Annotated in this window: 24 protein-coding genes and 1 pseudogene; 6 read left to right on the top strand and 19 right to left on the bottom strand. The window is 36.8% G+C overall.

Translation table 11 applies throughout. The features are described 5' to 3' along the window. Positions 1-79: 79 nt before the first annotated feature. From ACLJX0_RS08500 to ACLJX0_RS08520, 5 genes are all read right to left on the bottom strand, one after another. The gene (locus ACLJX0_RS08500; protein WP_410879770.1) at positions 80-1,312 is read right to left on the bottom strand and encodes a 3-phosphoshikimate 1-carboxyvinyltransferase; all 1,233 of its coding nucleotides are present in this window, start codon (positions 1,310-1,312) and stop codon (positions 80-82) included. A gap of 11 nt (positions 1,313-1,323) precedes the next feature. Further along, the gene (locus ACLJX0_RS08505; protein ID WP_410879771.1) at positions 1,324-1,650 is read right to left on the bottom strand and encodes a nucleotide pyrophosphohydrolase; all 327 of its coding nucleotides are present in this window, start codon (positions 1,648-1,650) and stop codon (positions 1,324-1,326) included. 77 nt (positions 1,651-1,727) lie between these two features. After that, positions 1,728-1,934, bottom strand: coding sequence for a hypothetical protein (locus ACLJX0_RS08510; protein WP_410879772.1), 207 nt, complete (start codon positions 1,932-1,934; stop codon positions 1,728-1,730). After that, entirely contained in the window at positions 1,934-2,386 is a 453-nt protein-coding gene (gene dtd, locus ACLJX0_RS08515; protein ID WP_410879773.1) for a D-aminoacyl-tRNA deacylase, read from the bottom strand. Before dtd ends, ACLJX0_RS08510 begins: the two co-directional genes overlap by 1 nt. Positions 2,387-2,389: 3 nt before the next feature. Continuing rightward, on the bottom strand, positions 2,390-4,372 hold the full coding sequence (locus ACLJX0_RS08520; protein ID WP_410879774.1) for a DUF3857 domain-containing protein: 1,983 nt from the start codon (positions 4,370-4,372) through the stop codon (positions 2,390-2,392). A gap of 593 nt (positions 4,373-4,965) precedes the next feature. Here ACLJX0_RS08520 and ACLJX0_RS08525 point away from each other — a divergent pair. Further along, a complete protein-coding gene (locus ACLJX0_RS08525) occupies positions 4,966-5,850 on the top strand; it encodes a hypothetical protein (protein WP_410879775.1) in 885 nt (294 codons plus the stop codon). Between the two features lie 50 nt (positions 5,851-5,900). Here ACLJX0_RS08525 and ACLJX0_RS08530 read toward each other — a convergent pair whose 3' ends face one another. The 4 genes from ACLJX0_RS08530 to ACLJX0_RS08545 all read right to left on the bottom strand — a co-directional run bounded on the left by ACLJX0_RS08530 (position 5,901) and on the right by ACLJX0_RS08545 (position 12,097). After that, the gene (locus ACLJX0_RS08530; RefSeq protein ID WP_410879776.1) at positions 5,901-7,880 is read right to left on the bottom strand and encodes a DUF3857 domain-containing protein; all 1,980 of its coding nucleotides are present in this window, start codon (positions 7,878-7,880) and stop codon (positions 5,901-5,903) included. Between the two features lie 3 nt (positions 7,881-7,883). After that, the gene (locus ACLJX0_RS08535; RefSeq protein WP_410879777.1) at positions 7,884-9,776 is read right to left on the bottom strand and encodes a DUF3857 domain-containing protein; all 1,893 of its coding nucleotides are present in this window, start codon (positions 9,774-9,776) and stop codon (positions 7,884-7,886) included. Positions 9,777-9,967: 191 nt separating this feature from the next. Next, positions 9,968-10,933: a ribosome small subunit-dependent GTPase A gene (gene rsgA, locus ACLJX0_RS08540; RefSeq protein ID WP_410879778.1), complete on the bottom strand. Its 966-nt coding sequence runs from the start codon at positions 10,931-10,933 to the stop codon at positions 9,968-9,970. Between the two features lie 87 nt (positions 10,934-11,020). Beyond that, complete coding sequence (locus ACLJX0_RS08545) at positions 11,021-12,097, bottom strand: chorismate mutase (RefSeq protein WP_410879779.1); 1,077 nt, start codon at positions 12,095-12,097, stop codon at positions 11,021-11,023. Between the two features lie 156 nt (positions 12,098-12,253). Between ACLJX0_RS08545 and ACLJX0_RS08550 the strand changes: the two genes are divergently transcribed. Genes ACLJX0_RS08550 through gldA form a run of 3 tightly spaced genes read left to right on the top strand, consistent with a single transcriptional unit; the run spans position 12,254 to position 14,442 of the window. After that, the gene (locus ACLJX0_RS08550) at positions 12,254-13,096 is read left to right on the top strand and encodes a sulfite exporter TauE/SafE family protein (RefSeq protein WP_410879780.1); all 843 of its coding nucleotides are present in this window, start codon (positions 12,254-12,256) and stop codon (positions 13,094-13,096) included. Between the two features lie 10 nt (positions 13,097-13,106). Then, positions 13,107-13,496, top strand: a complete 390-nt coding sequence (locus tag ACLJX0_RS08555; RefSeq protein WP_410879781.1) for a DUF1634 domain-containing protein — start codon at positions 13,107-13,109, stop codon at positions 13,494-13,496. A gap of 37 nt (positions 13,497-13,533) precedes the next feature. Then, positions 13,534-14,442 carry a gliding motility-associated ABC transporter ATP-binding subunit GldA gene (gldA, locus tag ACLJX0_RS08560; protein ID WP_410879782.1) on the top strand — a complete coding sequence of 303 codons (909 nt, stop codon included), beginning with the start codon at positions 13,534-13,536 and terminating at the stop codon, positions 14,440-14,442. A gap of 37 nt (positions 14,443-14,479) precedes the next feature. Here the strand turns inward: gldA and ACLJX0_RS08565 are convergent, their stop codons facing one another. The 10 genes and pseudogenes from ACLJX0_RS08565 to ACLJX0_RS08610 all read right to left on the bottom strand — a co-directional run bounded on the left by ACLJX0_RS08565 (position 14,480) and on the right by ACLJX0_RS08610 (position 20,964). Further along, positions 14,480-15,094: a deoxynucleoside kinase gene (locus tag ACLJX0_RS08565; protein WP_410879783.1), complete on the bottom strand. Its 615-nt coding sequence runs from the start codon at positions 15,092-15,094 to the stop codon at positions 14,480-14,482. Then, positions 15,094-15,888 (bottom strand): hypothetical protein, encoded by a 795-nt coding sequence (locus ACLJX0_RS08570; protein WP_410879784.1) that lies wholly within the window; start codon positions 15,886-15,888, stop codon positions 15,094-15,096. Before ACLJX0_RS08570 ends, ACLJX0_RS08565 begins: the two co-directional genes overlap by 1 nt. Positions 15,889-15,890: 2 nt before the next feature. Beyond that, positions 15,891-16,376, bottom strand: a complete 486-nt coding sequence (locus ACLJX0_RS08575; RefSeq protein ID WP_410879785.1) for a dihydrofolate reductase — start codon at positions 16,374-16,376, stop codon at positions 15,891-15,893. Positions 16,377-16,379: 3 nt separating this feature from the next. Next, complete coding sequence (locus tag ACLJX0_RS08580) at positions 16,380-16,760, bottom strand: 2TM domain-containing protein (RefSeq protein WP_410879786.1); 381 nt, start codon at positions 16,758-16,760, stop codon at positions 16,380-16,382. A gap of 18 nt (positions 16,761-16,778) precedes the next feature. Continuing rightward, a complete protein-coding gene (locus ACLJX0_RS08585) occupies positions 16,779-17,603 on the bottom strand; it encodes a thymidylate synthase (protein ID WP_410879787.1) in 825 nt (274 codons plus the stop codon). 22 nt (positions 17,604-17,625) lie between these two features. Continuing rightward, positions 17,626-18,240, bottom strand: a complete 615-nt coding sequence (locus tag ACLJX0_RS08590; RefSeq protein ID WP_410879788.1) for a bifunctional nuclease domain-containing protein — start codon at positions 18,238-18,240, stop codon at positions 17,626-17,628. A 102-nt stretch (positions 18,241-18,342) separates the two neighbouring features. After that, the gene (locus tag ACLJX0_RS08595; protein ID WP_410879789.1) at positions 18,343-19,311 is read right to left on the bottom strand and encodes an electron transfer flavoprotein subunit alpha/FixB family protein; all 969 of its coding nucleotides are present in this window, start codon (positions 19,309-19,311) and stop codon (positions 18,343-18,345) included. Positions 19,312-19,340: 29 nt separating this feature from the next. Beyond that, positions 19,341-20,087 (bottom strand): electron transfer flavoprotein subunit beta/FixA family protein, encoded by a 747-nt coding sequence (locus tag ACLJX0_RS08600; RefSeq protein WP_410879790.1) that lies wholly within the window; start codon positions 20,085-20,087, stop codon positions 19,341-19,343. A 352-nt stretch (positions 20,088-20,439) separates the two neighbouring features. After that, a pseudogene (locus tag ACLJX0_RS08605) lies at positions 20,440-20,533 on the bottom strand (hypothetical protein); the annotation flags it as partial. A 65-nt stretch (positions 20,534-20,598) separates the two neighbouring features. Then, positions 20,599-20,964 (bottom strand): hypothetical protein, encoded by a 366-nt coding sequence (locus tag ACLJX0_RS08610; protein WP_410879791.1) that lies wholly within the window; start codon positions 20,962-20,964, stop codon positions 20,599-20,601. A gap of 522 nt (positions 20,965-21,486) precedes the next feature. Between ACLJX0_RS08610 and ACLJX0_RS08615 the strand changes: the two genes are divergently transcribed. Both ACLJX0_RS08615 and ACLJX0_RS08620 read left to right on the top strand, forming a co-directional pair. Next, the gene (locus tag ACLJX0_RS08615) at positions 21,487-22,464 is read left to right on the top strand and encodes a pyruvate dehydrogenase complex E1 component subunit beta (protein WP_410879792.1); all 978 of its coding nucleotides are present in this window, start codon (positions 21,487-21,489) and stop codon (positions 22,462-22,464) included. A 90-nt stretch (positions 22,465-22,554) separates the two neighbouring features. After that, the gene (locus tag ACLJX0_RS08620; RefSeq protein ID WP_410879793.1) at positions 22,555-25,047 is read left to right on the top strand and encodes a DUF5686 family protein; all 2,493 of its coding nucleotides are present in this window, start codon (positions 22,555-22,557) and stop codon (positions 25,045-25,047) included. Positions 25,048-25,114: the final 67 nt, after the last annotated feature.

The following is a 25,114-nucleotide window of genomic DNA, read 5'->3' on the forward strand; positions in this document are numbered from 1 at the left end:
AGTCGCTTCTTTTCAAGTTTTACAAATATACAACCTTGAGATAGGGGTTGTCAAGTTTTTAGCGGTATTTTTTTCTATCTCACTTACTTTCAATCACTTGAACACCTAATTTTTTCAAGTCCTTCCAAAAGACAGGATAGGACTTAGTGACCACGTCCGCCTCGTTTATCCACAAGTCCATTTGAGTGACTAAAGGAGCAAAAGCCATAGCCATTCGGTGATCCTGATAGGTGTCGATGGCTTGACCAGCGGGGACGACCTGTCGTTTTGCAGACAACGTCAAGCTATCCGCAGTAATCTGTAAGTCTCCGCCCAACTTCCTCAATTCATTCTGCAGGGCTACTAACCGATCCGTTTCTTTAATTTTCAGCGTATGTAGTCCTCGAATAGTACAAGGAATACCCAAACCAAAACAACTCACTACAACAGTTTGTGCTAAATCGGGTGTATCTCTAAAATCAGCGTCAAAAGCCGGTTGTTCCCTTTCCTTTTTAACGAGCTGTATATAATCACCTGCGTCAAAACGTGTTTCCACCCCTAATTTCGCATAGATACGCACCAAAGCGGCATCCCCTTGTAAGCTAACTTTTTTGTATTTTCCCAAACGCAGTGTTGTTCCAAGAGGAGATAGCGCCAGTAGCGAATAGTAATAAGAAGCAGACGACCAATCCGCCTCTACTGTAAAGTGGGTTTGTTGAAGGGTTACGGGGGGAAGTACCGTAATAGTTTGCCCGATAAAAGAAGTCTTTGCTCCCAATTCATCAAGTAAAGACAGCGTCATTTCGATATAAGGTCGGGAGGTAATTTCCCCTTTTAAATGCAAGGTTAGTCCCTTTTTAAAACGAGTTGCCACTAGCAAGAGAGCCGAGATATACTGGCTACTGATTGCTGCAGAAATATCGATGCTCCCTCCTTCCGCCCAAATTCCACGGATCGACAAAGGTGGATATCCTTCTTTTTCCACGTACGAAATTTGAGCTCCTAAGCTTCGCAAAGCATCAACCAAAACACCAATGGGGCGATTGTGCATGCGTTCACTTCCTTTCAACACTACTGTTTGATTCTGACAAACCGCAAAATAAGCCGTTAAAAAACGCATGGCTGTTCCAGCATGATGCACATCAACCTGCGAAGCTCCAGAGGCTAATCCTGTCTGCATGGCCACTACATCATCCGAATCTGCAACATTATCCACAACGAGTTCAGGAAATAATTGTTGTAGCAACAACAAGCGGTTGCTCTCCGATTTACTTCCAGCTAGCTCAAGTGTTTGTCCTGATTTCAAAGCGGTTTGTTGTAAGTGAACTTGCATCCGTACTTTGTTTATTTTAACTTTTCGTTGTTGTGGTGACGATCGTGATCTCGTTTGGTTTTCAAATCCATCTTCTTGTCAAAAGCATCTTGTAAATTTACCCCAGTCTGATTGGCCAGACATAAAACTACAAATACAACATCCGCTAATTCTTCACCCAAATCTTTATTTTTATCACTTTCTTTTTCCGATTGCTCTCCATATCGACGAGCGATAATACGAGCTACCTCTCCTACTTCTTCTGTTAGCTGAGCCATATTAGTCAGCTCGTTAAAATAGCGAACCCCATGTTCTTTGATCCACGTATCTACTGCTAGTTGTGCGTCTTGTATATTCATTTTTTTGTTGTTTTTTTATTGGTTTGGTGTGGTTTGGTGAGGGAATGTTCCATGACCCATCACGCATTACCCATCACCTATTTTCCTTTCTTTTTAAACAGCTTGTGTTTTACCCATTTTTCATATACGACCATCAAAATCATAAAGATAATATAGCGAATAGCCACATTTTGCAAACACAGCGGATCTCCCTTTAAGGCACAAACAAAATCCGTGGCAATAAACCACGAAAATAAAATATAGATAACCGTAAACAGGCTAAATTTAATCAGTGTACTTTTCATTATTCTTTATTTTGAGAATCGATACAAATAGTTACGGGGCCATCATTGAGCAGGGCTACTTTCATATCTGCTCCAAATCGTCCCGTTTGTATTTTTTTATTCAAATCGCGCTCAACCTGAGCAATAAAATCCTCATACATCGGAATGGCAAAGTCAGGTTTTGCAGCGCGAAGGTAAGACGGCCGATTTCCTTTTTTCGTTGAGGCGTGTAAGGTAAATTGACTTACCACAAGTATGTCTCCATCTACTTCATGCACGGCTTTATTCATTACCCCTCCCTCATCTTCAAAGATGCGCAAGTTCACCAATTTACTGGACAGCCATTCGATATCCTGTTTCGTATCCACTTCCTCTATACCGACAAATACCAACAAACCGCGACCAATGCTTCCCGTGATTTCTCCTTCGACCGTAACAGATGCTTCTGTTACTCGTTGTATTACTATTCTCAATTCTTACTTTTTTTCTTCTTTATTTAGTTGTTCTAATACAATGAATTCGTTCATTTTTTCACTCATATCGTCGTAAAAAGAACGTAATTCACCGTAGTATTCTTTACCCACAACTGGATTCGTCACGCGTAAGGTAAAGCCAATTTGCACGTGATTGGAATCTAAGATTTTTGTCTCATATGTCATATTCATTCCGATGGCTCGACCAGTCAATACGCTACTCGCTGGCAACTGCTTCACTCGGTATCCTGCTGGAAGCTGAATCGTTACTTTGTAAATGTCCATAAAAGGATAGATAAAATTTATATCCGTATGTCTTGTTTCACTAACGAACGGATTTTCTTTATCTCGATAAAACTCCATCGGATTAAATGTTAGCGTTTTTTCTTGCTCATCTCGCGTTGCAAAGTTAAACTTTAGCAGCTGATAGGCCAGTTCCACTTCTCCTTTTTTTGGGGTGATTCTCTCTTCTGTTAAAAACAGTTGCGGGCTACGAGCTTCAATGATTGCTCGACTTTTATTGTGTGGGTCTTCACCGAATTTAGTGTGAAAATTCAAGGCTTCATAACGGGTAAGGGTACTATTCATCTGTCCTGTCACCTGTCCAGATTCTTCCAACTGCAACTGAAATTCTTCTTGTTTAAAAGAAATTTGTTTAGGAGTTAGCTCTACTTTTGTTACTGCATACTGATCAGAAATCATCCAACCTTCTCCGTTTAAATCATTAAAAGGCAACACATTTAGCATGGCTTGAGGCATAGTTCCATCAACGACATAAAACTGATTATCCGCATTGAATCCCACAATCAAGTGATTGATAAAGCGAGAAAACAACAAGGGTGCGGGGCCATTCGATTGTGTACTCAGTACAATCGGTTCCGCTTGAATTCCCACTGCCCCCAAAGCACCAATAATAGCTAAATTAATATCTGCTCCATTGCCTTCTCCTTGATTCATGGCTCGTTTTACTCCTTTTTCGGCAAAATAACCATACTGTTTATTCCATCTAATCTTATTTTGTACAAAAGCAATGACTTGCTCGGCCTTTTCTTGTTCACTCCCATCGACCAACGGAAAGTTTTTCAGTTGCTTAATCCAATAGGAGTCTAAACGCAGTTCACTTCCTACATTTCTACTCTTATACACTTCCTTTGCCACAGCAGTAGGCTCATGAGGAATAACCACAGAAGGGCTCATAGGGTATTGAAATTGAATCAAATCAAAACGAATCGAACTAGTACTTGAAGCATAGTCCATAAATGGTTCCTCTTCCAATGCTGGGATATTAGTTGCACTGTACTGAAGAATCGCTTCTTTAAATCGATACGATGTCCCCCATCTAGACGAAGATAAATTGCGTGATTCTTGGGTCACTTCCTTTGTTTCATGTAACGGGAGACTTCCTGTTGTTGAAATGAGATACGTTAAATTATCCGGAATCTTAACGGTATAGCTACTTTTTAATTTAGGTATTTGATCTTGAAAATACCAGGTTGGAATTGCGTCAATAGTTGGTATTTTTTTCGTGTAACTATATTCGATACGATCCCCTGCTTGAATGTCGTCTACTTTAATTTCTTTGAGATAAAAATCTTCTTCCACTTTGGTATTAGCAGCCTCTTCAATTGCTATAAGCTGCTCATTTCCATTTGTTATTCGATAGATTTTATAGTATTCAATAGCTACTTCTTCTTTTGCCAATCGTCCAAAATAAAAGGGTATTTGTAAACTGGCATGGCTGATTCCGTCTTTATTGACAATCAGCACACTGCGTTTTACATTCTGGATGATTTTAAATCCGCTTTCTTCATCAAATTCATACTCTACCATCCCTTCTTCATTCAAGATTACCGCATCAGCCTGTGGTAAGACCTTCTCATTTCGCAAGAACGCTACCGTTACTGTATTCGATACTACATTTGATTGTTGCTGCGCTATCGCAGTGCAACTTAAAATTCCAAAGGCAATTAGTACCACCTTATTCATCACGTATAGACTTTTTAGATTATCCTTATTCAAAAATACAAAACTACTTCTGTTTATGGTGCTATTTAGAGAGGATTTATCCTCCTCACCAAAAGAAAGCAAACTTACTTTCGCTTTCAGTTTGTTTATCCCCCAGAGATACCTCACACACCATGAATATAAATAAGAAATAAGACACTTCTATTTTCTATACATTTCTAACATCCTCACTTACTTTAACTTTCTATTAACTTTACAAAAAAACCTTTGGCCTAATTTTAGGTTATATCCTAAATAAAAAAATGAACTTTTCCCATCATAAACAAGACCATACTGATGGGCAAACTACAATAGCACACCTATTTTAATCGTTGCGCAAAAAGAAATCTTCATTCGACATAGCAACAGGTTACTACAATTCAGGTGTATGTTCGATTAATTGGCCAACGTTAATCCCTTGATGCTGCGAATAGAAACAATGGCAATTGTTTTCTATTGGCTTCAACGAGACAACACATTGTACAGAGTCATCTTGATGGGATTGTATGTGTGTTATACTCGATCGTCCTGAACCATTTATTCTATTGAAAAGGATTAATTAAACACAGACAAACATGAAACAAGTATATCTACTTATGCTAAGTTTTATGCCCTTATTTGCAGGGTGTAATTCTGATCAGGCAAATATGCCAACAACCGCCCCCCAATCGAAAGACCACAGTATTTATGAACAAATTAGCGCGAAATATGAGCAAAAGCAACAAGCATTACCCACTCCAAAAACCGCTGGTTTTTGGGGTTGGCTCAAACGCGTAGCTTCAGCAGATGCCAAAGCTGTGGCGGCCTATGTGGTAAAACACGGAACAAAAAGCGATTGGAAAGAGGCGTTAGTAATTGGCGCGGCAGCTTCTGCCTCGGAGGCAATAGGAAGCGGAACTTCAAAAAAAGGAATACGTGCCGCTAGTGAAACAACATCGTATCATCATTTGATCGTGTCGGATATTCAAGGTATTAAAACTGCGGAGTTTAAATTAAATACGATGGATTTCCTCGGATATTATCATTACATTTTAGTCAATGAAGTACTGAGAGACACCACCCTTTCAACAATTCCATCCAGTGAACTATCGGCTGTTTTATATGATAAAATCCACCAGCAAGCGAAAAAGATAGGGATTGATGCCACCTATGACAAGGAAATGGCCGTTGCATTCTTAGCCAAGCTTAACTCTGACCATCCTGCCAAAAGTGATGCTGATTATACTCAACACTATGCTTTTGAAAAAAACGAAGACCGAGAACATTTTATCCCCATTGCAAAACAATACACAACTACCTTCTTTCATCTCCACGATACGGCTCTTTTTATCGCCTATTCTAAAGAAATGGAAACCGCAGTTCTTCAAGACACAACGCTTTCCCAACACGTGAAGGACGTTTTATTACTAGCAATGGCCACTTATCGCTTTGGTAATACGTATTATTTTTCTAATTTTTAATTTTTTGGTTAATTAAAAAGAGCTACCTCGCTGTAGAGGTAGCTCTTTTGTTAGTTCTTTTTCAAAATCACTTGTTCTTCTATTTTTTCTAGAATCTTATCATAAAACTGTTTTACTTTTTTATAATCTGAAGCCTCTACATGAACCAGAGATTTAGAGCATTCAAAACTACATACAATCTTACCTTCTACTTCTTCTACACTATAAAAAGCTTTTAATCCTGTGGCTTGATCAAATAAATCCATATTTTCAGGCAGGTATTCGATGGTATAAGAAGGTGGAATAGTTAGGGTTAGTTTATAAACATCAACATAGGGGAGCCTAAATGAAATAGGCATTACTCGTTCTTCTGCTTGAAAAGGATTGGCATCTAACCCAAAAAATTGCATGGGATTAAAATATATTTCATTTCCAATTCTAGAAACTGCATTTGCTTTATCAAAGGAAAAGCGCATACTATAGGCCCTAGAAAGATCATCTTGCCCATAGATTCGAATTCCTTTGACATCCATATTTTTATAAGTCTTTTCTAATTCATTCGAGATTTGTTCCTCACTCTGTCCTTGTCTTTTTGTTCGTGCAAAATAAGCAATATAATCTTTGTACGTAAACATTGCCTGCCCTGATCCTGCTTCGCTTGTTTCATCTTCGGACAAATTAAAAACAAAACTTTCAGAAGAAACAGAATGAAAGTTAGGAATCATATTCACTTTAAAAAACTGTCCATTGTCTTTGATTAGAATTCCCTCCCAGTTTAGATTATGCGGTGGAACAATATTGATATCTGTATACTTTTCAGTAGCATCTAAGAGCAAGGTAGCTTGATTAATTTCTACACTACTCAATACAGTATTAAATGTTGTTTTTTGAAAAGACAAATCAATTCCATTATTTACCGTACTCACTAAAATAGGATTCGATTTCAACCCCACATAACGCAACATGCTGGTTAACATTAGGTTTATTTCTGCCACATTTCCCGTTTTCTGTTCAAAGGCCTTTTTTACTCCATCTCTGGTTAAATAGCCAAACTTTTCGTTCCAGGATACGCTATTCTTTACAAGGGCTAAAACCTTTTGTGTTTTCTCTTCTTCTGTTAATCCTTCATAATCTTGGAGATTAATGACTTTCTCAAAATATTTTGTTTGTTTTAATTGGTCTTTAAATCCGTTCCCCTCATAAATAGACTTGATTAAATCACTCTCACTTAGTGCAATAACTCGTGGTCTTTGGTTAGGATAATTAATCATGCTCAAATCGAATTGAATACTCGCACGATAATTATCAATATTATCAAGATAAGGCTCTTCTCTTAGAGGAAGAACATCAGTTACCGTATACTTATGGACAGATTCTTTCATCCGTACCTCTTTATAAGGATATGTATTCGTTAAGCGAATCGCCTTGGTTTCTACATTATTGATTTTATTTATTTTGATTCCTCCTTTTACACGCGTAGTATACACTAAAAATTCAGGAATTCGAACTTCATACGTCGACTTGTGAATAGGTATGCTTCGTTGAAAATTCCATGCAGGAATGATATTAAAATAATCACTAACTACCGTGTACGTATATTCTATGATACTCCCCTCTTTTACATCTGGAATAATTACTTTCTTTATTTTCCAATTCTCATTTTTCTTATCGTCAAATATAGCATTTGACTTAATCTTACTTCGTTCTATTTTTCCATTTTTCTCATTGTAGGTAATGACGTCATTTATCTTTACCAATTCTGTAACGCCGTTACCAATATAGTAAGGCACGCTTAAATCAATAGAAGAAATTCCGTCTTTGGTATAGACTTTTATTTTCCGACTAACAACTTGATTCATCTTAAAGCCAATCTCTGGAAAGTATTCAAAATACACTAGGCCTTCTTCATTCAAAATCGAAGTATCTGCTTCAGGATAAAGACTATCCTTTTCTTGTGTCAACTCTTCTAACGTCACTTTTCCTAAAAAAGATTGTCCTTGCACTACTGCGGAACTTACAAGAAGTAAGAACAATACGATACACTTTTTCATCTCTTATTTTTGTTTCTTCAACACTATTTTTACTTGGTCAGCGTTGTTTATTTTTTCTCTAAACGCTCTATAGTCCATATAATCTTCTTTTTCATAAATTCCACCTATATTATGTCTAGTTCTCTTATAGAAGAGTTTTTGATCCTTATATTCAAAATCTGCACGATATATCCCATACTTGCTCTTAATATCAATAGGTGATGGAAGAATATCTAAATCATAGCCTTCAGGTACTTTTATTTCTACTTCATCCGTATCCTTCCAATCGTATTGCAGCGTAAAAGGCGTGATTCGATTCCTGGCATTGGTTAACTTAGCGGATGTTGCATTCCAATTGGCTAAAGAAAAAACCAGTCGATCGCCTAATTTTTGTGCATAACGATCAGCAGTAAAATCTAAGTCTTCGATATACTTAACCTGACTCTTTTCAATTGAAGTTTCTAATTTTGAAAACTGGACATTCTTAAAATCATCTAACAGGCGTTTATACGCTCTTTCTTTGTCTTTGGAATTCATAGAAGAAATAAAAAAACGATTATCAAACTGAATTCCGATAGATTCTATATGTAAATTAACTTTAGCATTTCCTTGTTCATCTAGCACTATTGTCGCATTGCTCTCTTGCTTGCTTTCTTCTAATGTATAGTGCTTTGTTCGAACCAATTCGCTTCCTGTTTCTTTTACCACCAGTACATCTCGATTATCCGTGAATCCACCGATATAACCAAAAGGACTTTTTTGACTTGTACATTCAATCCACTGATAGCTGTCACCAAGAGGGAGAGCCAAAATCATATGATTTCCCTGCAAACAAACAACCTCTTTCTCAATATTTAACGGAGTAGCTGAACCATAAACTAAAACAGGGTAAGATTGTACACCTGCCTCCTTTAACAGTGCTCTTAAATAATTGGTTAATCCCTTACAATCTCCGTATCCTAAAATATCAACATCTTTTGCCAACATAGGTTTCCAGCCTCCAATTCCCAACTGAATGCTGATATAACGAGTTCTTTCTTGCATATAGGCATACAGAATTTTAGCTTTTTCTACGGGATCTTCTACTCCTTGCACTAATTCATGTACTTTCTTTTTCGTCTCCGTACTTAAAACATCGGTTCCTTTAATCAAGTGTTGATAGTACCAATTTCCCAACTCTTCCCAACTGGAAAATGAAGCATTTACCCCTTCGAGATTTACCTTATTTAAGGCCACCAGTACCTTAGGAACAAATTGTTGTAGACTTGGAGCTAAGCTCTCATGAACGAGAGCCGGAAAGTTGCGCATAGTATATTGTACCGTTGTTGCTGTTGTTGTCTTTTCAATCGGGTAAAAAGAAGGATTGAATAAATGCGCGTTCATGGCGATATCAGCGGGTACTTCGACTGAAAAAACAGCATACAAAACGGATTGTTGATATCCTTGAATCGGATACCACTTAGGTAAAAAAGCAGTATTTTTAGCTTCGACTTCACTTTCAAAAACAAAAACAACAGGATAGTTTGCTGGTCGATAATCAAAACGCAACAAGCGACTATCCGTAATATTCATGTCTTGACTCAGTGAATAATTGGTGAAATCCTTTTGTTTTAGTGAACGAATAGACTTCCCTTGCTCATCCAATACAGATACTTGAATACTTTTTATTTTTCGATTTTTATTGTAATACTCATCAAATCCCAAATCCTCTAGTCCCTTTTCGTTTAAGACCGTAATTACCTTTCGTGTCTTGACGCTAAAACGATCGATAGCGGTGACTTTTACCTCAACTCTTTCTTCATTGATGATCGAATAAGCATTTTGTTTATATTCATCGGTTATTTCTGTTGTGAGCACGCTATTTTTCTGTGCAAACAAAGAGAATGAGAGTAACAATACCCAACAATAACGATACATATTGATTTAATTTTAACTTAACCACAAATATATGTTATTTTCAGACTTTTTTTCAGATATAAAAAATTAAAAAAACACAGAATAAAACACTAATTTAAATAAATTAAATAAAAAATACACACATTACTCCTCTTATTCTAAAATTCAATCTGTTGCATTTATTACAAAATAGAGGCAAAAAAAAACCAAGATTATTCTTCTTGGTTTCTTCCGTCTTTATAAATATCTGTGCGATACTGTTCTTCTTCTCCATCGAGAATTTGAATATACGTTTTATAGCGCGACCAGGCTAATTCATCCCGATCTAACGCCTCTTTAACTGCGCAATGAGGTTCCTCTCGATGCAAACAGTTATTGAATTTACACTGTTCTTTTAAGGCAAAGAATTCTGGAAAGTAATCTCCTACTTCTTGCGGTTCCATATCCACTACACCAAATCCTCGGATTCCTGGGGTGTCAATAATGGCTGCATCAAAGGTTAAATCAAACATCTCCGCAAAAGTAGTAGTATGCTGTCCTTGTTGATGTTGTTCTGATATTTGTGCCGTTTTTAAGTTTAATCCTGGCTCAATAGCATTAATTAAAGTTGATTTTCCAACACCAGAATGACCAGAGAACATGGATACTTTACCTACCATGCGTTCTTTAATTGCTTCTAATCCTTTTGATTCTAGAGCTGACACACGTAAACACTCGTAGCCAATCTGACTATACACATATTGTAAATACAATTGTTCGTCCAAGGCATCTTCTGAATAGGTATCAATCTTATTGAATACTAAGACTGTTTTTATTCCATAGGCTTCAGCAGTAACTAAAAAGCGATCAATAAAACTCGTTGTAGTCACGGGGTTATTAATAGTCACAATCAAGAACATCGTATCGATATTCGAGGCAATAATATGTACTTGTTTGGATAAGTTCACTGATTTTCGAACAATATAATTCATACGTGGTGCAATCTCGTGGATTACTCCTGTGGTTGCATCATTGGTTGTTTCTAGCTCAAATGTCACATGATCTCCAACCGCAATTGGATTCGTACTTTTAATTCCCTTAATACGAAACTTTCCCTTGATGCGACAATTGTAAAACTGTCCATCCTCTCCCTTTACTAGATACCAGCTTCCCGTTGATTTATAAACCGTTCCTTTCATAAGGCAAATATATTTTAAAATCTAGCCAAAAAAAAGAGACCAGGTAGAAAAATACCTGGTCTTGTTCTTCTGTATAATTCTCTGTTTTTATTCTTCATCTTTTCTATTAATCACTTGATCCTGACGATAAATACTTTCTTGATGAATAGCCGTATAAATAGTGCGAATAAACTCATCTGTAAATCCGAGGTGTTCCCCTTCTTTCATCATTTTTTCCACAATACTATTCCATCGTTCTTGTTGGAAAACAGCAACATTTCGCTCGCGTTTTAGTGAACCAATAGCGTCAGAAATCATCATTCTCTTCTTCAATAAGTCTAGTATTTTGCTGTCCATATCATCTATTTGGATGCGATAGGTTTGCAATTTTTGCAAGTATTCTTCTGTATCATCTGTAACATTGCGCAATTTAAGAGTTTGCACAATGGTTTGTAATTGTTCAGGTGTCACTTGTTGAGCAGGATCGCTCCACGCTTTATCCGGATTACAATGCGTTTCAATCATCAATCCATCAAAATTTAAATCTAGCGCCAATTGCGAAATAGCTAAGATTCGATCGCGACGCCCCGTAATATGAGAAGGATCACAGAAAATGGGAATATGTGGCAATTCAGACTTAATATCTAACGGAATTTGCCATTCGGGTATGTTTCTATACTTTGTCTTCTCATAGGTACTAAATCCGCGATGGATTAATCCTAATTTATTAATATTAGCTTTTTCCAATCGTTCCAATCCACCCATCCATAGGGATAAATCGGGGTTAATTGGATTTTTAAGCATTACAATTTTATCTGTACCTCTTAGTGCATCTGCTATTTCTTGTACAGAAAAGGGATTAACCGCAGTACGAGCGCCAATCCACAAAATATCGATATCATTTTGCAAACACAAATCGACATGTTCAGCAGTGGCAACTTCCGTGGCTAACAACAAACCTGTTTCTTCCTTAACCTGTCTCATCCAGTCAAGACCAATTGCTCCTACTCCCTCAAATCCTCCAGGTTTAGTTCTTGGTTTCCAAATTCCCGCGCGAAATACCTTTACCTCTTGAGGCAAAGTACGGGCGATTTGCAACAGTTGTTCTGGTGTTTCAGCACTACAGGGACCTGCAATAATAGCAGGGGCTTGCCCTTGAAAAACAGTTAACCAATCTTTACTCATTTCTTATCTTTTCTTTTGTTGCAAATTTACGAGTTAAATTCTATTAAATGGGATTTTATCCCAAATGATAAATGTCCAAACAGAGATAACTCCCTTTTTGTTCTTTGTTTTTTATAATAATTAATACTTTTACCTCTCACCAAAAAAATCCATTACATGTCAGTATTAACTTTTATCTTAATTCTATTTCTAGGTGCTTTTGCAGCTGGTTTTATCGGCTCATTATCAGGACTTGGAGGTGGTATTATTATAATTCCTTTGCTTTCTGTTTTTTTAGGCGTGGACATTCACTACGCCATTGGAACAGCGCTCGTAGCGGTTATCGCTACCTCTTCGGGTTCAGCATCTGCCTATGTCCGAGAGGGAATTACCAATATGCGCTTGGGGATGTTTCTCGAAATAGCAACGACCATTGGTGCTGTTGTAGGCGCCCTACTCTCAACCAATGCTCCTACTTCTTTACTTGCCATTATTTTCGGAGCAACCTTAATTTTCTCCTCGATTAATTCCATTCGCAAAAAAGAAGATCACCTAGTTCTTCCCGAAAACGGTAGCTTTTTAGCCAAAAAACTTAAACTCGCAGGAAATTATCCTACAGCAAATGGCGAGAAAGTACAGTATAGTATGACGAATATCCTTGGTGGTTTTACTATGATGGGAGTAGCGGGTATGATGTCTGGTTTATTGGGAATTGGGTCAGGTGCATTTAAAGTCATTGCCATGGATACCATTATGAAGGTACCTTTTAAAGTATCCACAACCACCAGTAACTTTATGATGGGAGTAACCGCAATCGCCAGTTCCGTGATCTACATCCAAAAAGGATATATTGAACCATCGATTTGCATGCCTGTCATCATTGGTGTACTGATTGGCTCAATGGTAGGAGCGAAAGTTCTGATGAAAGCCAATACCAAAAAACTTAAAATGTTCTTTGCTGTACTAATTTTTATTATTGCATTGAATATGATTTACAACGGAATTACTGGAAAAATCTAAAATCTAGACTATGAGTACATTTAAATTTACAGATAATCAATTACAAAGCATCATCGGAAATGTATTGCGCTATGGCGTCTTGAGTGCATTAACAGTAACCTTATTGGGAGGTATTATTCTACTAGTCAAAGATTCCCAGCAAGTTGTTTCCTACGCAACATTCATTGAAAAAGATCAAAATCTATTCGTGGTATTCCAAAATATCCTAGAAGGAATCAAGGAGTGGAATGGAGAATCGATTATATTCTTGGGTATTTTACTTTTATTCTTGACCCCAGCTCTACGTTTAGTACTGTCGTTGTTTTCTTTTATACTCGAAAAAGACGCTTTATATGTTGCCATAACTCTACTTGTTATCGCGGTTATCATTCTTAGTGTATCGTTCGGATTTTCTCATTAATTTACCTACATTTGTTTGTATTAACCTTCCATTATCTATGTCTATTAAAGTAGAAAACATTAGTAAATATTACGGCGAACAACAAGCGCTAAATGCCATTAGTTTTACCGTACCCAAAGGGCAAATTGTCGGTTTTTTAGGTCCAAATGGAGCGGGAAAATCGACGCTGATGAAGATACTAACGACCTTTATTCACAGTGATGAAGGAGTGGCCTACGTCAACGAATACAACGTGGCAACACAAGCAAAGAAGGTACAGCAATCGATTGGGTATTTGCCCGAACACAATCCGCTGTATTTAGATATGTATGTCCGAGAGTATTTACAGTTCAACGCTTCGATTTACAAGACAAAAAAAGAACGCATTGAAGAGGTGATTACCTTAACAGGATTAACACCCGAAGCACACAAAAAAATCGGTCAGTTGTCCAAAGGATACCGTCAACGTGTGGGAATTGCAACCGCTTTACTGCACGATCCAGAAGTCCTTATCTTAGATGAACCCACAACCGGACTAGACCCCAATCAGTTGGTAGAAATAAGAGCATTGATTAAGGCCGTAGGCCAAAACAAAACGGTTTTTCTTTCTACTCATATCATGCAAGAAGTAGAAGCAATATGTGAACGCGTGATTATTATTAAGAAAGGACAAATTGTAGCAGATCAATTACTGGATGAATTATTAGACAACCAAGAAGAACAAATTATCGCGGTTGAATTTGACTTCAAAATAGAGATTGAATTTGTCAATCGAATTCCTCATTTGATTCAAGCCAATCACATTCACGATACTCAATGGGAACTTGTTTTTCCTGCAGATCAAGACTATCGAGCAACCGTTTATGACTTTGCCCAACAACAAGGCTTAAAAACGCTTTCTTTACAACCGAAAAACAAAAATTTAGAAAAACTATTTTACGAATATACCGCAAACAAAGAAGCATAAAAAAATAGCCCTAGGGCTATTTTTTTATGCTGTTGAACTAAAACAGTCCATTAATTTCAGTGTCAATTTTATGGATAATCAATCCTAAATCTTCTGGTTTATCTACAAAGTCTAATTCATCGACATCGATAACTAACAGTTTACCCTTGTCGTAACTTTTGATCCAATTTTCGTATCGATCATTCAACCCGCTTAGATATTCAATCGAAATTGAGTTTTCGTATTCTCTTCCTCTTTTGTGAATCTGTCCAACCAAATTTGGCACCGTACTTCTCAAGTAAATCAATAAATCTGGAGCAGCTACTAAATCTTGCATTAAATCAAAAAGCGTAGCGTAATTTTTAAAGTCTCGATTTGACATCAAGCCCATGGCATGTAAGTTCGGTGCGAAAATATGAGCATCTTCATATATCGTACGATCTTGAATAATTGTTTTTCCACTTTGTCTAATTTGAAGTACTTGGCGAAAACGACTATTCAAGAAATACACTTGTAAATTAAATGACCAACGATCCATTTGATGGTAAAAGTCATCCAAATACGGATTGTCAACCACATCTTCATAATGGGCTTCCCATCCATAGTGTTTGGCTAATAAATCTGTCAGTGTTGTTTTTCCCGCTCCAATATTTCCAGCAATCGCTATATGCATTACGGTAAATTTATTTGATAATTATTTATTTTTTGCTCTGTAAAAATACTCAATTTTGAAGTGTTATAAAAGAAGCCTAAAATACTTTTTACATCCACTTTAATTTCTCTACTCTTATTCTTCTCCATATCAACAAAGTACAGCTTATTTAGATGCGAATAAAATACCTGCTTATTATTTACAATTTGAATGTGTTCATAATCCGAAGGTAATTGATAGTTCAATACTTCATTACCATAGATATCTATTCCAATAATTTGATTTGTTGAAGTAACACGGTATAAATAATTCAAAGTTGACTGATAGGTCTTAATCTGTTCCTCTTTAATGGTGTAAATATTGCGTATTTCTAGCGTACTCAAATTATAGCGCAACACACTTTGATTGGCTTGATTGACAATCCACAGGTTATTTTGTATACTAGTTCCGACATAAGCTGGATCCATAGCGGCAAATCGGCCTGTTAAATCGATAGTATTTAACAACGCTAATTCTTTACTCAACAGAACAATGGTATTAAAATCGCCATAAAACAGAACAGGTAATCGTGAATTAGTCAAATCAACCATCTTCATCCTTCCTAGCTTGGGTAAGCTAAAATGTTCTGTGCTGTATTTACTGCGTTTGCGCAAAATATTTTCTTCTTGAGTAAAGGTGTTATCCAACATATCTTTACTGAGAAAAAACTCTTTTTCTTTGAGACTTTCACTATTGAGATAGCGTACTTCCAAGGGTTCTTGAGCCATTGCTACAAGACTGCTACAAAACAGAATAAAAGCGAATAACTTTTTCATCACTAGCTTCGAATATAGGTTTGAAAAGTAAAAGCATAGGCGTGTCGTTCATCTTGTGGATGATAACTCTCCTTGACCAATTGCCAATCGGAAGTTGAGAATTCTGGAAAAAATGCATCCCCTTCAAAAGAAGCATGAACTTGCGTCAGCTCTAATTTATCTGCGTATGCTAAAGCTTGTTGGTAGATTTCTCCTCCTCCAATAACAAAAACTTCTGCTTCCTTCTTCGTTTGTTGTAAGGCTTCTGCTAAGCTATGTACTACTAGACAACCTTCAGGAGCAACATAATCTAATTGTCTGGTAATAATTACGTGCGTTCTATTGGGTAAAGGTTTCGGAAAAGATTCAAACGTTTTACGCCCCATAATAATGTAATGATGGGAAGTTAAGGTCTTAAAATGTTTAAAATCATCAGGTAAATGCCAGATGATGGCATTGTCTTTTCCTAACACTTTATTTTCTGCAATTGCAGCTATTAAGGTAATCATGATTTACTGTTTTGGATCCTCGTGATTTAAATCGCGTTTTACATCAACCAAAGGAAAATCTTTTTCCACTTTAGCGCGTAATTGTCGTATTTTTTCTTGCTGGATTGCGATTAGTCGTTCTATTTCTCGTTCTTGCCAAGCGGGTCCCATAAAGCGGTTAATTACCAAGACATTGATAACGTGAAACAAAAGCAACAATGCCCATGCTCCAACGGCATAGGTCCACCAAACCCCAACGATTTGGGGATCTTTCACCCACATATTAACTCCGTAGAGCACTAGGGATCCCAAAAGAAAAATAACAAAGTGAAACAACAACATACGGCGTTGTTTGATTCGATTCTTTGCGTATTCGTACTGCTTAATTGCTTCCGTTTTTTCCATAGCATTTTTGGATTTAAATTATACAGATACTTGTCCCTTTATTGCAGGGTGAGACACATAGTCTTCTAGTTCAAAATCTTCATAGGTAAAGCTAAAAATATCTTTTACCGCTGGATTAATTTTCATTTTTGGCAAAGCATGAGGTTCTCTGCTCAATTGTAAGTTCACTTGCTCCATATGGTTGTTATAGATGTGAACATCACCAAAGGTATGCACAAAATCACCAGGTTCTAAATCACATACTTGAGCGACCATCATCGTTAATAGAGCATAGGACGCAATATTAAAAGGAACACCTAAGAAAACGTCTGCACTGCGTTGATATAGCTGGCAAGACAGTTTCCCTTCAGCTACATAAAACTGAAAAAACGAGTGACAAGGAGGTAACGCAGCTTTGTTATTCGCTACATTTTCCGCAAAAGAAACGCTAGTATCTGGCAACACACTTGGATTCCAAGCTGAAACCATTATACGCCTACTATCTGGATTGTTTTTCAAGGTGTCAATCACCTCTTTGATTTGATCAATCCCTTCTCCATTCCAATTGCGCCATTGATAGCCGTAAACTGGACCTAAATCTCCGTTTTCATCTGCCCATTCATCCCAAATACGAACACCATGCTCTTTTAAGTAGGCGATATTCGTTTCTCCTTTCAAAAACCATAGAAGTTCGTGAATAATGGATTTCAAATGTACTTTCTTGGTTGTCACCAATGGAAAGCCTTCAGCTAAATCAAAACGCATTTGATGTCCAAAAATACTCTTGGTTCCCGTTCCAGTACGATCCCCTTTTTGTACGCCTTTATCTAAAACTTCTTGTACTAAATCTAAATATTGTTTCATTCTTATCTTCTTCCTTTATGACCTAAGATCGCTTACTAATTTCATCTCTAATTCGCGCCGCTGTTTCGTAATCTTCATTACCAATCGCTTCATTCAATAATCGCTGTAAATCGGGTAAACCATATTTGCCATAGCCTTTGCCTTCAATATCCAGTTCTAAGAACTGTTCTACTTGACTAGCAATATCATCTTCTGCGGAATCTTCTTCCTCTACTTCGGGGGTTCCACTTAAAATAATTCCTGCTTTATTCATGATATCAGGGTAGGTATAAATAGGGGCAAAAAATCGAATTGCCAAGGCAATCGCATCCGAAGTACGGGCATCCATTACTTCTTCAACCCCATTTTTTTCCCAAACTAAACTCGAAAAAAACACCCCATCCACTAGTTTGTGAACAATAACGTGTTTCAATTGAATATCAAATGTATCGGCAAAACTTTTAAATAAATCGTGCGTTAAAGGTCTCGGAGGCCTAATTTCTTCTTCAATAGCGATGGCGATGGCCTGCGCTTCAAAAGCTCCAATAACAATAGGCAATTTACGATCCCCATGCTCTTCATCTAAAATCAAAGCATAAGCGCCATTTTGGGAATGGCTATATGAAATTCCTTTAACTGTCAGCTTAATCAAACTCATAATTTTTTTTATAAAAACAAAAAACAGTAACTAAATCAAAGATAAACAATCTTTAGATTTTAGTTACTGTCTTGTCTAATTATCTAAATTAAAAAATGCTGATTAGGCGTTTTTCGCTTTGAATTCTTTTAATTTTTCAACTAATTGAGGTAATACTTGGAAAGCATCTCCTACGATTCCGTAATCTGCTACTTTGAAGAAAGGTGCCTCTGGATCGGTATTGATTACTACTTTCACTTTAGATGAGTTCACCCCAGCAATGTGTTGAATTGCTCCAGAAATCCCTACAGCGATATATAAATTAGCCGCTACTGGTTTTCCTGTTTGTCCTACGTGCTCTTCGTGTGATCTCCATCCCACATCCGATACAGGTTTTGAACAAGCTAAAGCAGCACCTAATACCTCTGCTAAATCTTCTAACATTCCCCAGTTTTCTGGTCCTTTCATTCCACGTCCACCAGATACTACGATATCTGCGTCAGCGATAGTTACTTTTCCAGATACTTTTTCTACTCCTTCTACTTTCAAACTGAAATCAGTCTCATTTAAACTTGGAGCGAAATCTTCTGCAGCTGCTGCACCTGAAGCTTCAACTAATCCGAATGAATTTTTCCCTAAAGCGATTACTTTTACATCAGAAGAAATTTCAGTAAAATTGAATGCTTTGTTTGAGAATCCTGTTCTCTTTACGACAAAGGGAGTTGTGCTTTCTGGCAAGGCAATTACGTTTGATGCAAAACCTGCATTCAATCCGATTGTCACTGCTGGAGCCGCGTATAAACTATCTGTTGAAGAAGATAAAACCACCAATTTAGCGCCTTCTTTCTGAGCCGCTTGTTTGATTACATCCGCATAAGCTTTAGCGTTGAATGTATTCAATTGATCATTTGATACTTTTAATACTTTATCAACTCCATATTTTCCTAATTCGCTTACATCAGCAGCATTCACTGTTACCGCTGTAACTGTGGTGCCCATTGATTCCGCTACTTTCTTTGCATAAGAAGCTAACTCTAATGCTACTTTTTTAAATTTTCCTTCTGCTGATTCAGCATATATTAAAACTGACATACTTTTTCTTTTTTAGGTTTACTACTAGATTAGATCACTTTTGCTTCGTTGTGCAACAAGTTGATTAGCTCATCTAAATTATCTGGAGCAATCATTTTACACGCTGATTTTGCAGCTGGTTTCTCGAATTTCACCGCTTTTGTTGCTACGTCTGCTCCAACTGGATCAAGAACGGTCAACGCTTTTGTTCTAGCAGCCATAATTCCACGCATATTTGGAATACGCAAATCTTTCTCGTCTACTAATCCTTTTTGTCCTCCAATTACCAGCGGTAATTTTCCAGAAATAGTTTCTTTTCCTCCATCGATTTGGCGAATTGCTTTTACAGCTGTTCCGTCCACTTCCATTCCTTCGCAAGAATTGATGAAGTCATACCCTAAAATAGCTGCTAACATCCCTGGAACCATTCCACCATTATAGTCTAATGATTCTTTTCCTGCTAATACTAAATCATATCCTCCGTTTTTCACTACTTCAGCTAATTGCTTGGCAACGAATAATCCATCTGTAGGAACTGCATTTACACGGATCGCCTCATCAGCACCAATAGCCAATGCTTTTCTCAATGTAGGTTCTGTGTCAGCTCCTCCAACATTCACTACAGTTACTGTAGCTCCTTGTTTTTCTTTAAACCAAATAGCACGTGTTAATGCATACTCGTCGTTAGCATTGATCACAAATTGCACTCCATTGGTATCAAACTCAGCATCACCATTTGTGAAATTGATTTTTGATGTAGTATCAGGCACGTGGCTGATGCAAACTAATATCTTCATTATTATTATAGTTTTTTGTTTTACAATATACTTGTGAACGAAAATAAGAATTAATTTTCAAACTTTTACTATGCAAGCATATCAAATATTTTAGAATTAACCAAATAAAATTCACTAAATCGCACAATAATTCGCTATCTTTTGTAGAATTACGGCTATCAAATACCCATTTCTTGAAACAAAAGACAAAAATTTAAAAAGTTTATAATTCAGTAATTGAACGATAAAAATAGAGGATTGTAAGCTGTGGAATCACAGTACTAGGTTCTTTTGTATTTGGCGATAGCTAACATCAATATAGAGGTGAGTAATTCCGTTAACGAAATACCCGCATATTCAAAGAGTTTTGGATACATGCTTTGACTAGTAAATCCTGGCAAGGTATTAATCTCGTTAACAAGGAAACAGCCATCTTCTTTTAAAAAAAAATCAACGCGAGCAAAGCCTAAAAACACAAAGAGGGTAACCTTTTAGGCCACCCTCTTCATTTCTATAGTAAAAAATATTTTCCTTATTTTGTAACGTTAGCTACTAAAACACCACCTTCTGACTTTGAAGTTTCAATAACTTTTCCATCTTGTATGATTTCCAAGGTTAAAAATCCTTTATCTCCGTCTTTAATAGTACTTCCAGTAACAGAAACAGCTACTACTTTGTTTCCTGAAAATGACTTAGACCATTCGTTTTTTCCCAAATCTGCAATAGATTCTGTAGCGCCTCCTTCAACAACAACGATATTGTGAATAACCGCGTTGTCTGATGTTTTAGCTACAATTTCATATCCACTTGCACTTGAAGAGCTATCATCACTACTACATGAAGACACGCCCACGGCTACCACTGCACAGATAAGTGCAACTTTAATTTTTTTCAACATAAATTAGCATTTTTGAGTTTTATGCTACAAATAAAATACGTATTCAAGATATTTACAACTAATTTAATTCAATCGGAAAAACTACATCATTTTGTGTATTATTTCCACAAAAAGAGGCGGTAATCGCAAAAAGTGCAGTATTACTCGTATTTTTCATTATTCAACTAAACTACATATTAATAAAGGTGAATCAGCTTGAATATTAAAACTTTCATTTTCAAAAAGTTAAAAAAAAAGATTACACACAGTCACTTTTTTTTACATTCCACACTTTTTTTAAACCAAAAAATACGATTTAATGTATCGCGCGATTCTTGACTATTGCATTAAAAAGTAAAATAAGGAGGAAACCTTCGTGATTTTGCTCCTTTTTCTTCCCAGAGACCCAAATAAAAAAAAGGTCGATCTTCCACTCTAACGCTTGCCGTTAAAAAATACAAAACAGCAAACAACATAAGCGAGATAAGGATATTTTTTCATACTTTTGCTCCTATTGAATAATTTTACGGAAAATAAGAACTTATGAGAACGATTCAATTTAGAGAGGCCGTATGTGAAGCTATGAGCGAAGAAATGCGTCGCGACGAAACCATATATTTAATTGGAGAAGAAGTAGCAGAATATAATGGTGCATATAAAGCTTCAAAAGGTATGTTGGACGAATTCGGTCCAAAACGCGTAATTGACGCTCCTATTGCAGAACTTGGTTTTGCAGGAATTGGTGTTGGTTCTGCCATGAATGGAAACCGTCCAATTGTTGAATTTATGACATTCAACTTCTCTTTAGTAGGAATCGACCAAATCATAAATAACGCAGCAAAAATGCGCCAAATGTCAGGTGGTCAATTCAACATTCCTATTGTATTTCGCGGGCCAACAGCTTCAGCAGGACAATTGGGAGCTACACACTCTCAAGCCTTTGAAAACTGGTATGCAAATGTACCGGGATTGAAAGTGGTTGTACCTTCGACACCTTATGATGCAAAAGGATTATTAAAATCTGCGATTCGCGATAATGACCCTGTAATTTTCATGGAGTCTGAGCAAATGTATGGAGATAAAGGAGAAGTACCTGAAGGAGAATATACCATCCCATTAGGGGTTGCTGATATCAAAAAAGCAGGAAAAGATGTAACGATTGTTTCTTTCGGTAAAATCATCAAAGAAGCTTTAAAAGCAGCAGAAGAATTAGAAAAAGAAGGAATTTCTTGTGAAGTCATCGATTTGAGAACGGTACGTCCCTTGGATCAAGAGGCGATTTTAACTTCAGTAAAGAAAACCAACCGCTTAGTTATTCTAGAAGAAGCTTGGCCATTTGGAAGCATTTCATCAGAAATCACGTATTTAGTTCAAGAACAGGCCTTTGACCATTTAGATGCGCCAATCCAACGTATAACAACTGCAGATACTCCTGCTCCCTATTCACCAGTTTTATTGGAACAATGGCTACCAAACGCCAATGATGTAATTAAGGCAGTGAAAAAAGTACTATACAGATAAACTTTTTTAAGTAAAAAAATATTGTATATTTGAATTACTCCATCTTATTTTTTAATAGGATGGAGTTTTTTGTTTACTCCCAAATTGACTATGAAAAAAAAGATATTATTTTACCTCGTTTTCCTTTTATTAGCTAGCTTTCAAGGTATTGCCCAAACAAAAGTAAGTGGTAAAATTAAAGATACGAACCAATTGGACGTGTCTTACGCGAGTGTGTATTTCAAGAATTCTACCCAAGGAGTGATTGCGAATGAGCTTGGGAAGTTCTATTTGGAAACTGAAAATAACTATGATACACTCGTGGTTTCCTTTGTTGGATACAAGACGGCCTACATTCCACTAAGAAGCCGTACCAACCTGGATCTGAACATTACGTTAGAAGAGGATAATATGCTCGAAGAAGTGCGTATCTATACAGGAAAAACATCCAAAAAGAATAATCCTGCGTTAGATATTTTACGTAAAATATGGGAGCGCAAGCGCAAAAATGGTTTATACATGTTCAGTCAATACGAGTTTGATAAATATGAAAAAATCGAATTTGATTTAAACTCTATTGATAGCGCCTACCAAAAGAAAAAGATTTTCAAAGGCATGGAATTCATCTTTGAACAAGTAGACACCAATCGCATTACTGGTAAAACCTATCTTCCTATTTTCATCAATGAAAATATTGGACAAGTATACGGGGACAATATCGGCAACAAAAAAATAGAAAAAACGCTAGGTAACAAGAACTCTGGGTTTGATACCAACCAACATATTATTGAGTTTGTCAAAGATTTATATGCAGAATATAATATCTACAACAACTATATCAAAATCTTTGATAAGGATTTTGTCAGCCCTTTATCGCGTACAGGAATTAATGTATACAACTATGTACTAGCAGATAGTGCCTTTATAGACAGCAAATGGTGTTATAATATTATCTATTACCCAAGACGAAAAGGAGAATTAACATTCAAAGGTGATTTTTGGGTAAATGACTCGACCTTTGCCATCAAAAAAATCAATATGGAAGCCAGTCGCGATGCCAACATCAACTGGGTGAAAGAGATTTATATTGAACAAGAATTTGACGTACTCAATGACTCGGTATTTTTACTGACACGAGATCACTTTATGTCGGATTTTGCTCTCTCTAAAAAAGAGGAATCCAAGGGAATTTACGGCAAGCGAACCACAGTGTATCAAAACCATCAATTCAATATTGAACATCCTGACGACTTTTACAAAAAGGATGTCAATCAATACGATGAATCCATTTATAGCCGTTCCGATGACTTCTGGCAAACGTATCGCTTTGAACCTCTAAGTAAGGATGAGTTTGGTATCTACAAAATGTTAGATACGTTGAAAACAGTCCCAAAATTTAGATTTTTATTTGACCTAACCTCTACTATTGCGAGTAACTACTACAATATCCCGAAGTACAAATTTGACTATGGTCCTATCTTCTCTACATTTGGGTATAATGATATTGAAGGTTTGCGCATGCGTGCGGGAGGAAGAACGTATTTTGGTCCAAACGATAAATGGCGTTTAGAAGGATATGGAGCTTATGGTTTCAAGGACAATAAATTTAAATACGGAGTTAGTGGAAAAGTATTGCTTCACAGTCCCTCGCGTTTTATTCTCTTTGGTGGAAATCGCCGCGATGTAGAGCAAATTGGAGTAAGTTTAACAGAAACGAACGACGTACTCGGTCGTAGTTTTGCCTCTAGTTCCTTATTTGCGAGTGGAGATAATTCAAAACTAACGGATATTAATCTATCTACCATTGGTTTAGAAATTGAGCCTGTAAAAAACTTTCGCTTGTTGACGACCTTCAGCTATCGAACGCTGAAACCCGCATCAGATCGCTTCAACCTCGATTATTACGTGGATGAGGAACATACGATTATTTCCAACGAAACCAAGCAATCTGAAATAGAAATGGCGATTGATTATACGCCAGGAAAAAGAACCATTGGTTATGGAGTGGATCGAAACGAAATTGACCAAAAGTACCTCAAATTATACCTGCGTTATAGTCACGGGTTCAAAGGAGCTTTTGACAGTAATTTCCAATACGACAAATTGCAGTTCTACGCGAGAAAACCAATTTTATTGGGCGGATTCGGAACCTTTACCACGACTTTCGAAGCGGGTAAAACATTCGGTGAAGTGCCGTTAGGATTATTAAGTGTGGTACCTGGAAATCAATCGTGGTTTAATATTGAGAATACCTTTGCCAACCTAAACTACTACGAGTTCGTAACAAACGAATATGCTTCGATTCACTTGGAACACAATTTTGGCGGACGTCTGCTTTCGAGAATTCCTTGGTTTAGGGATTTAAACTTACGAGAAATTGTGGGTATTCGAGGAATTTACGGAAAAATATCGCAAGAAAATATCAACCTCAATGCTTCGCAATTGGTCTACAAAGCCCCAGAAGATTTTTATTATGAGTATTATGTAGGGGTTGGAAATATTTTCAAAATATTCAGACTTGACTTAAGCTGGAGAGGAAATTATCTCGATATGCCTGATGCAAGGAGATTTGCAATTCGAGGTTCTTTCGGAATTTATTTCTAATAATGTCGATAAAACTTGGTAAACCGCACGAATTGAAGTATTTTTGCACCCATTATTACGTTTTTTG

It is taken from the genome of Myroides sp. DW712, assembly GCF_046557355.1.
GTDB lineage: Bacteria > Bacteroidota > Bacteroidia > Flavobacteriales > Flavobacteriaceae > Flavobacterium.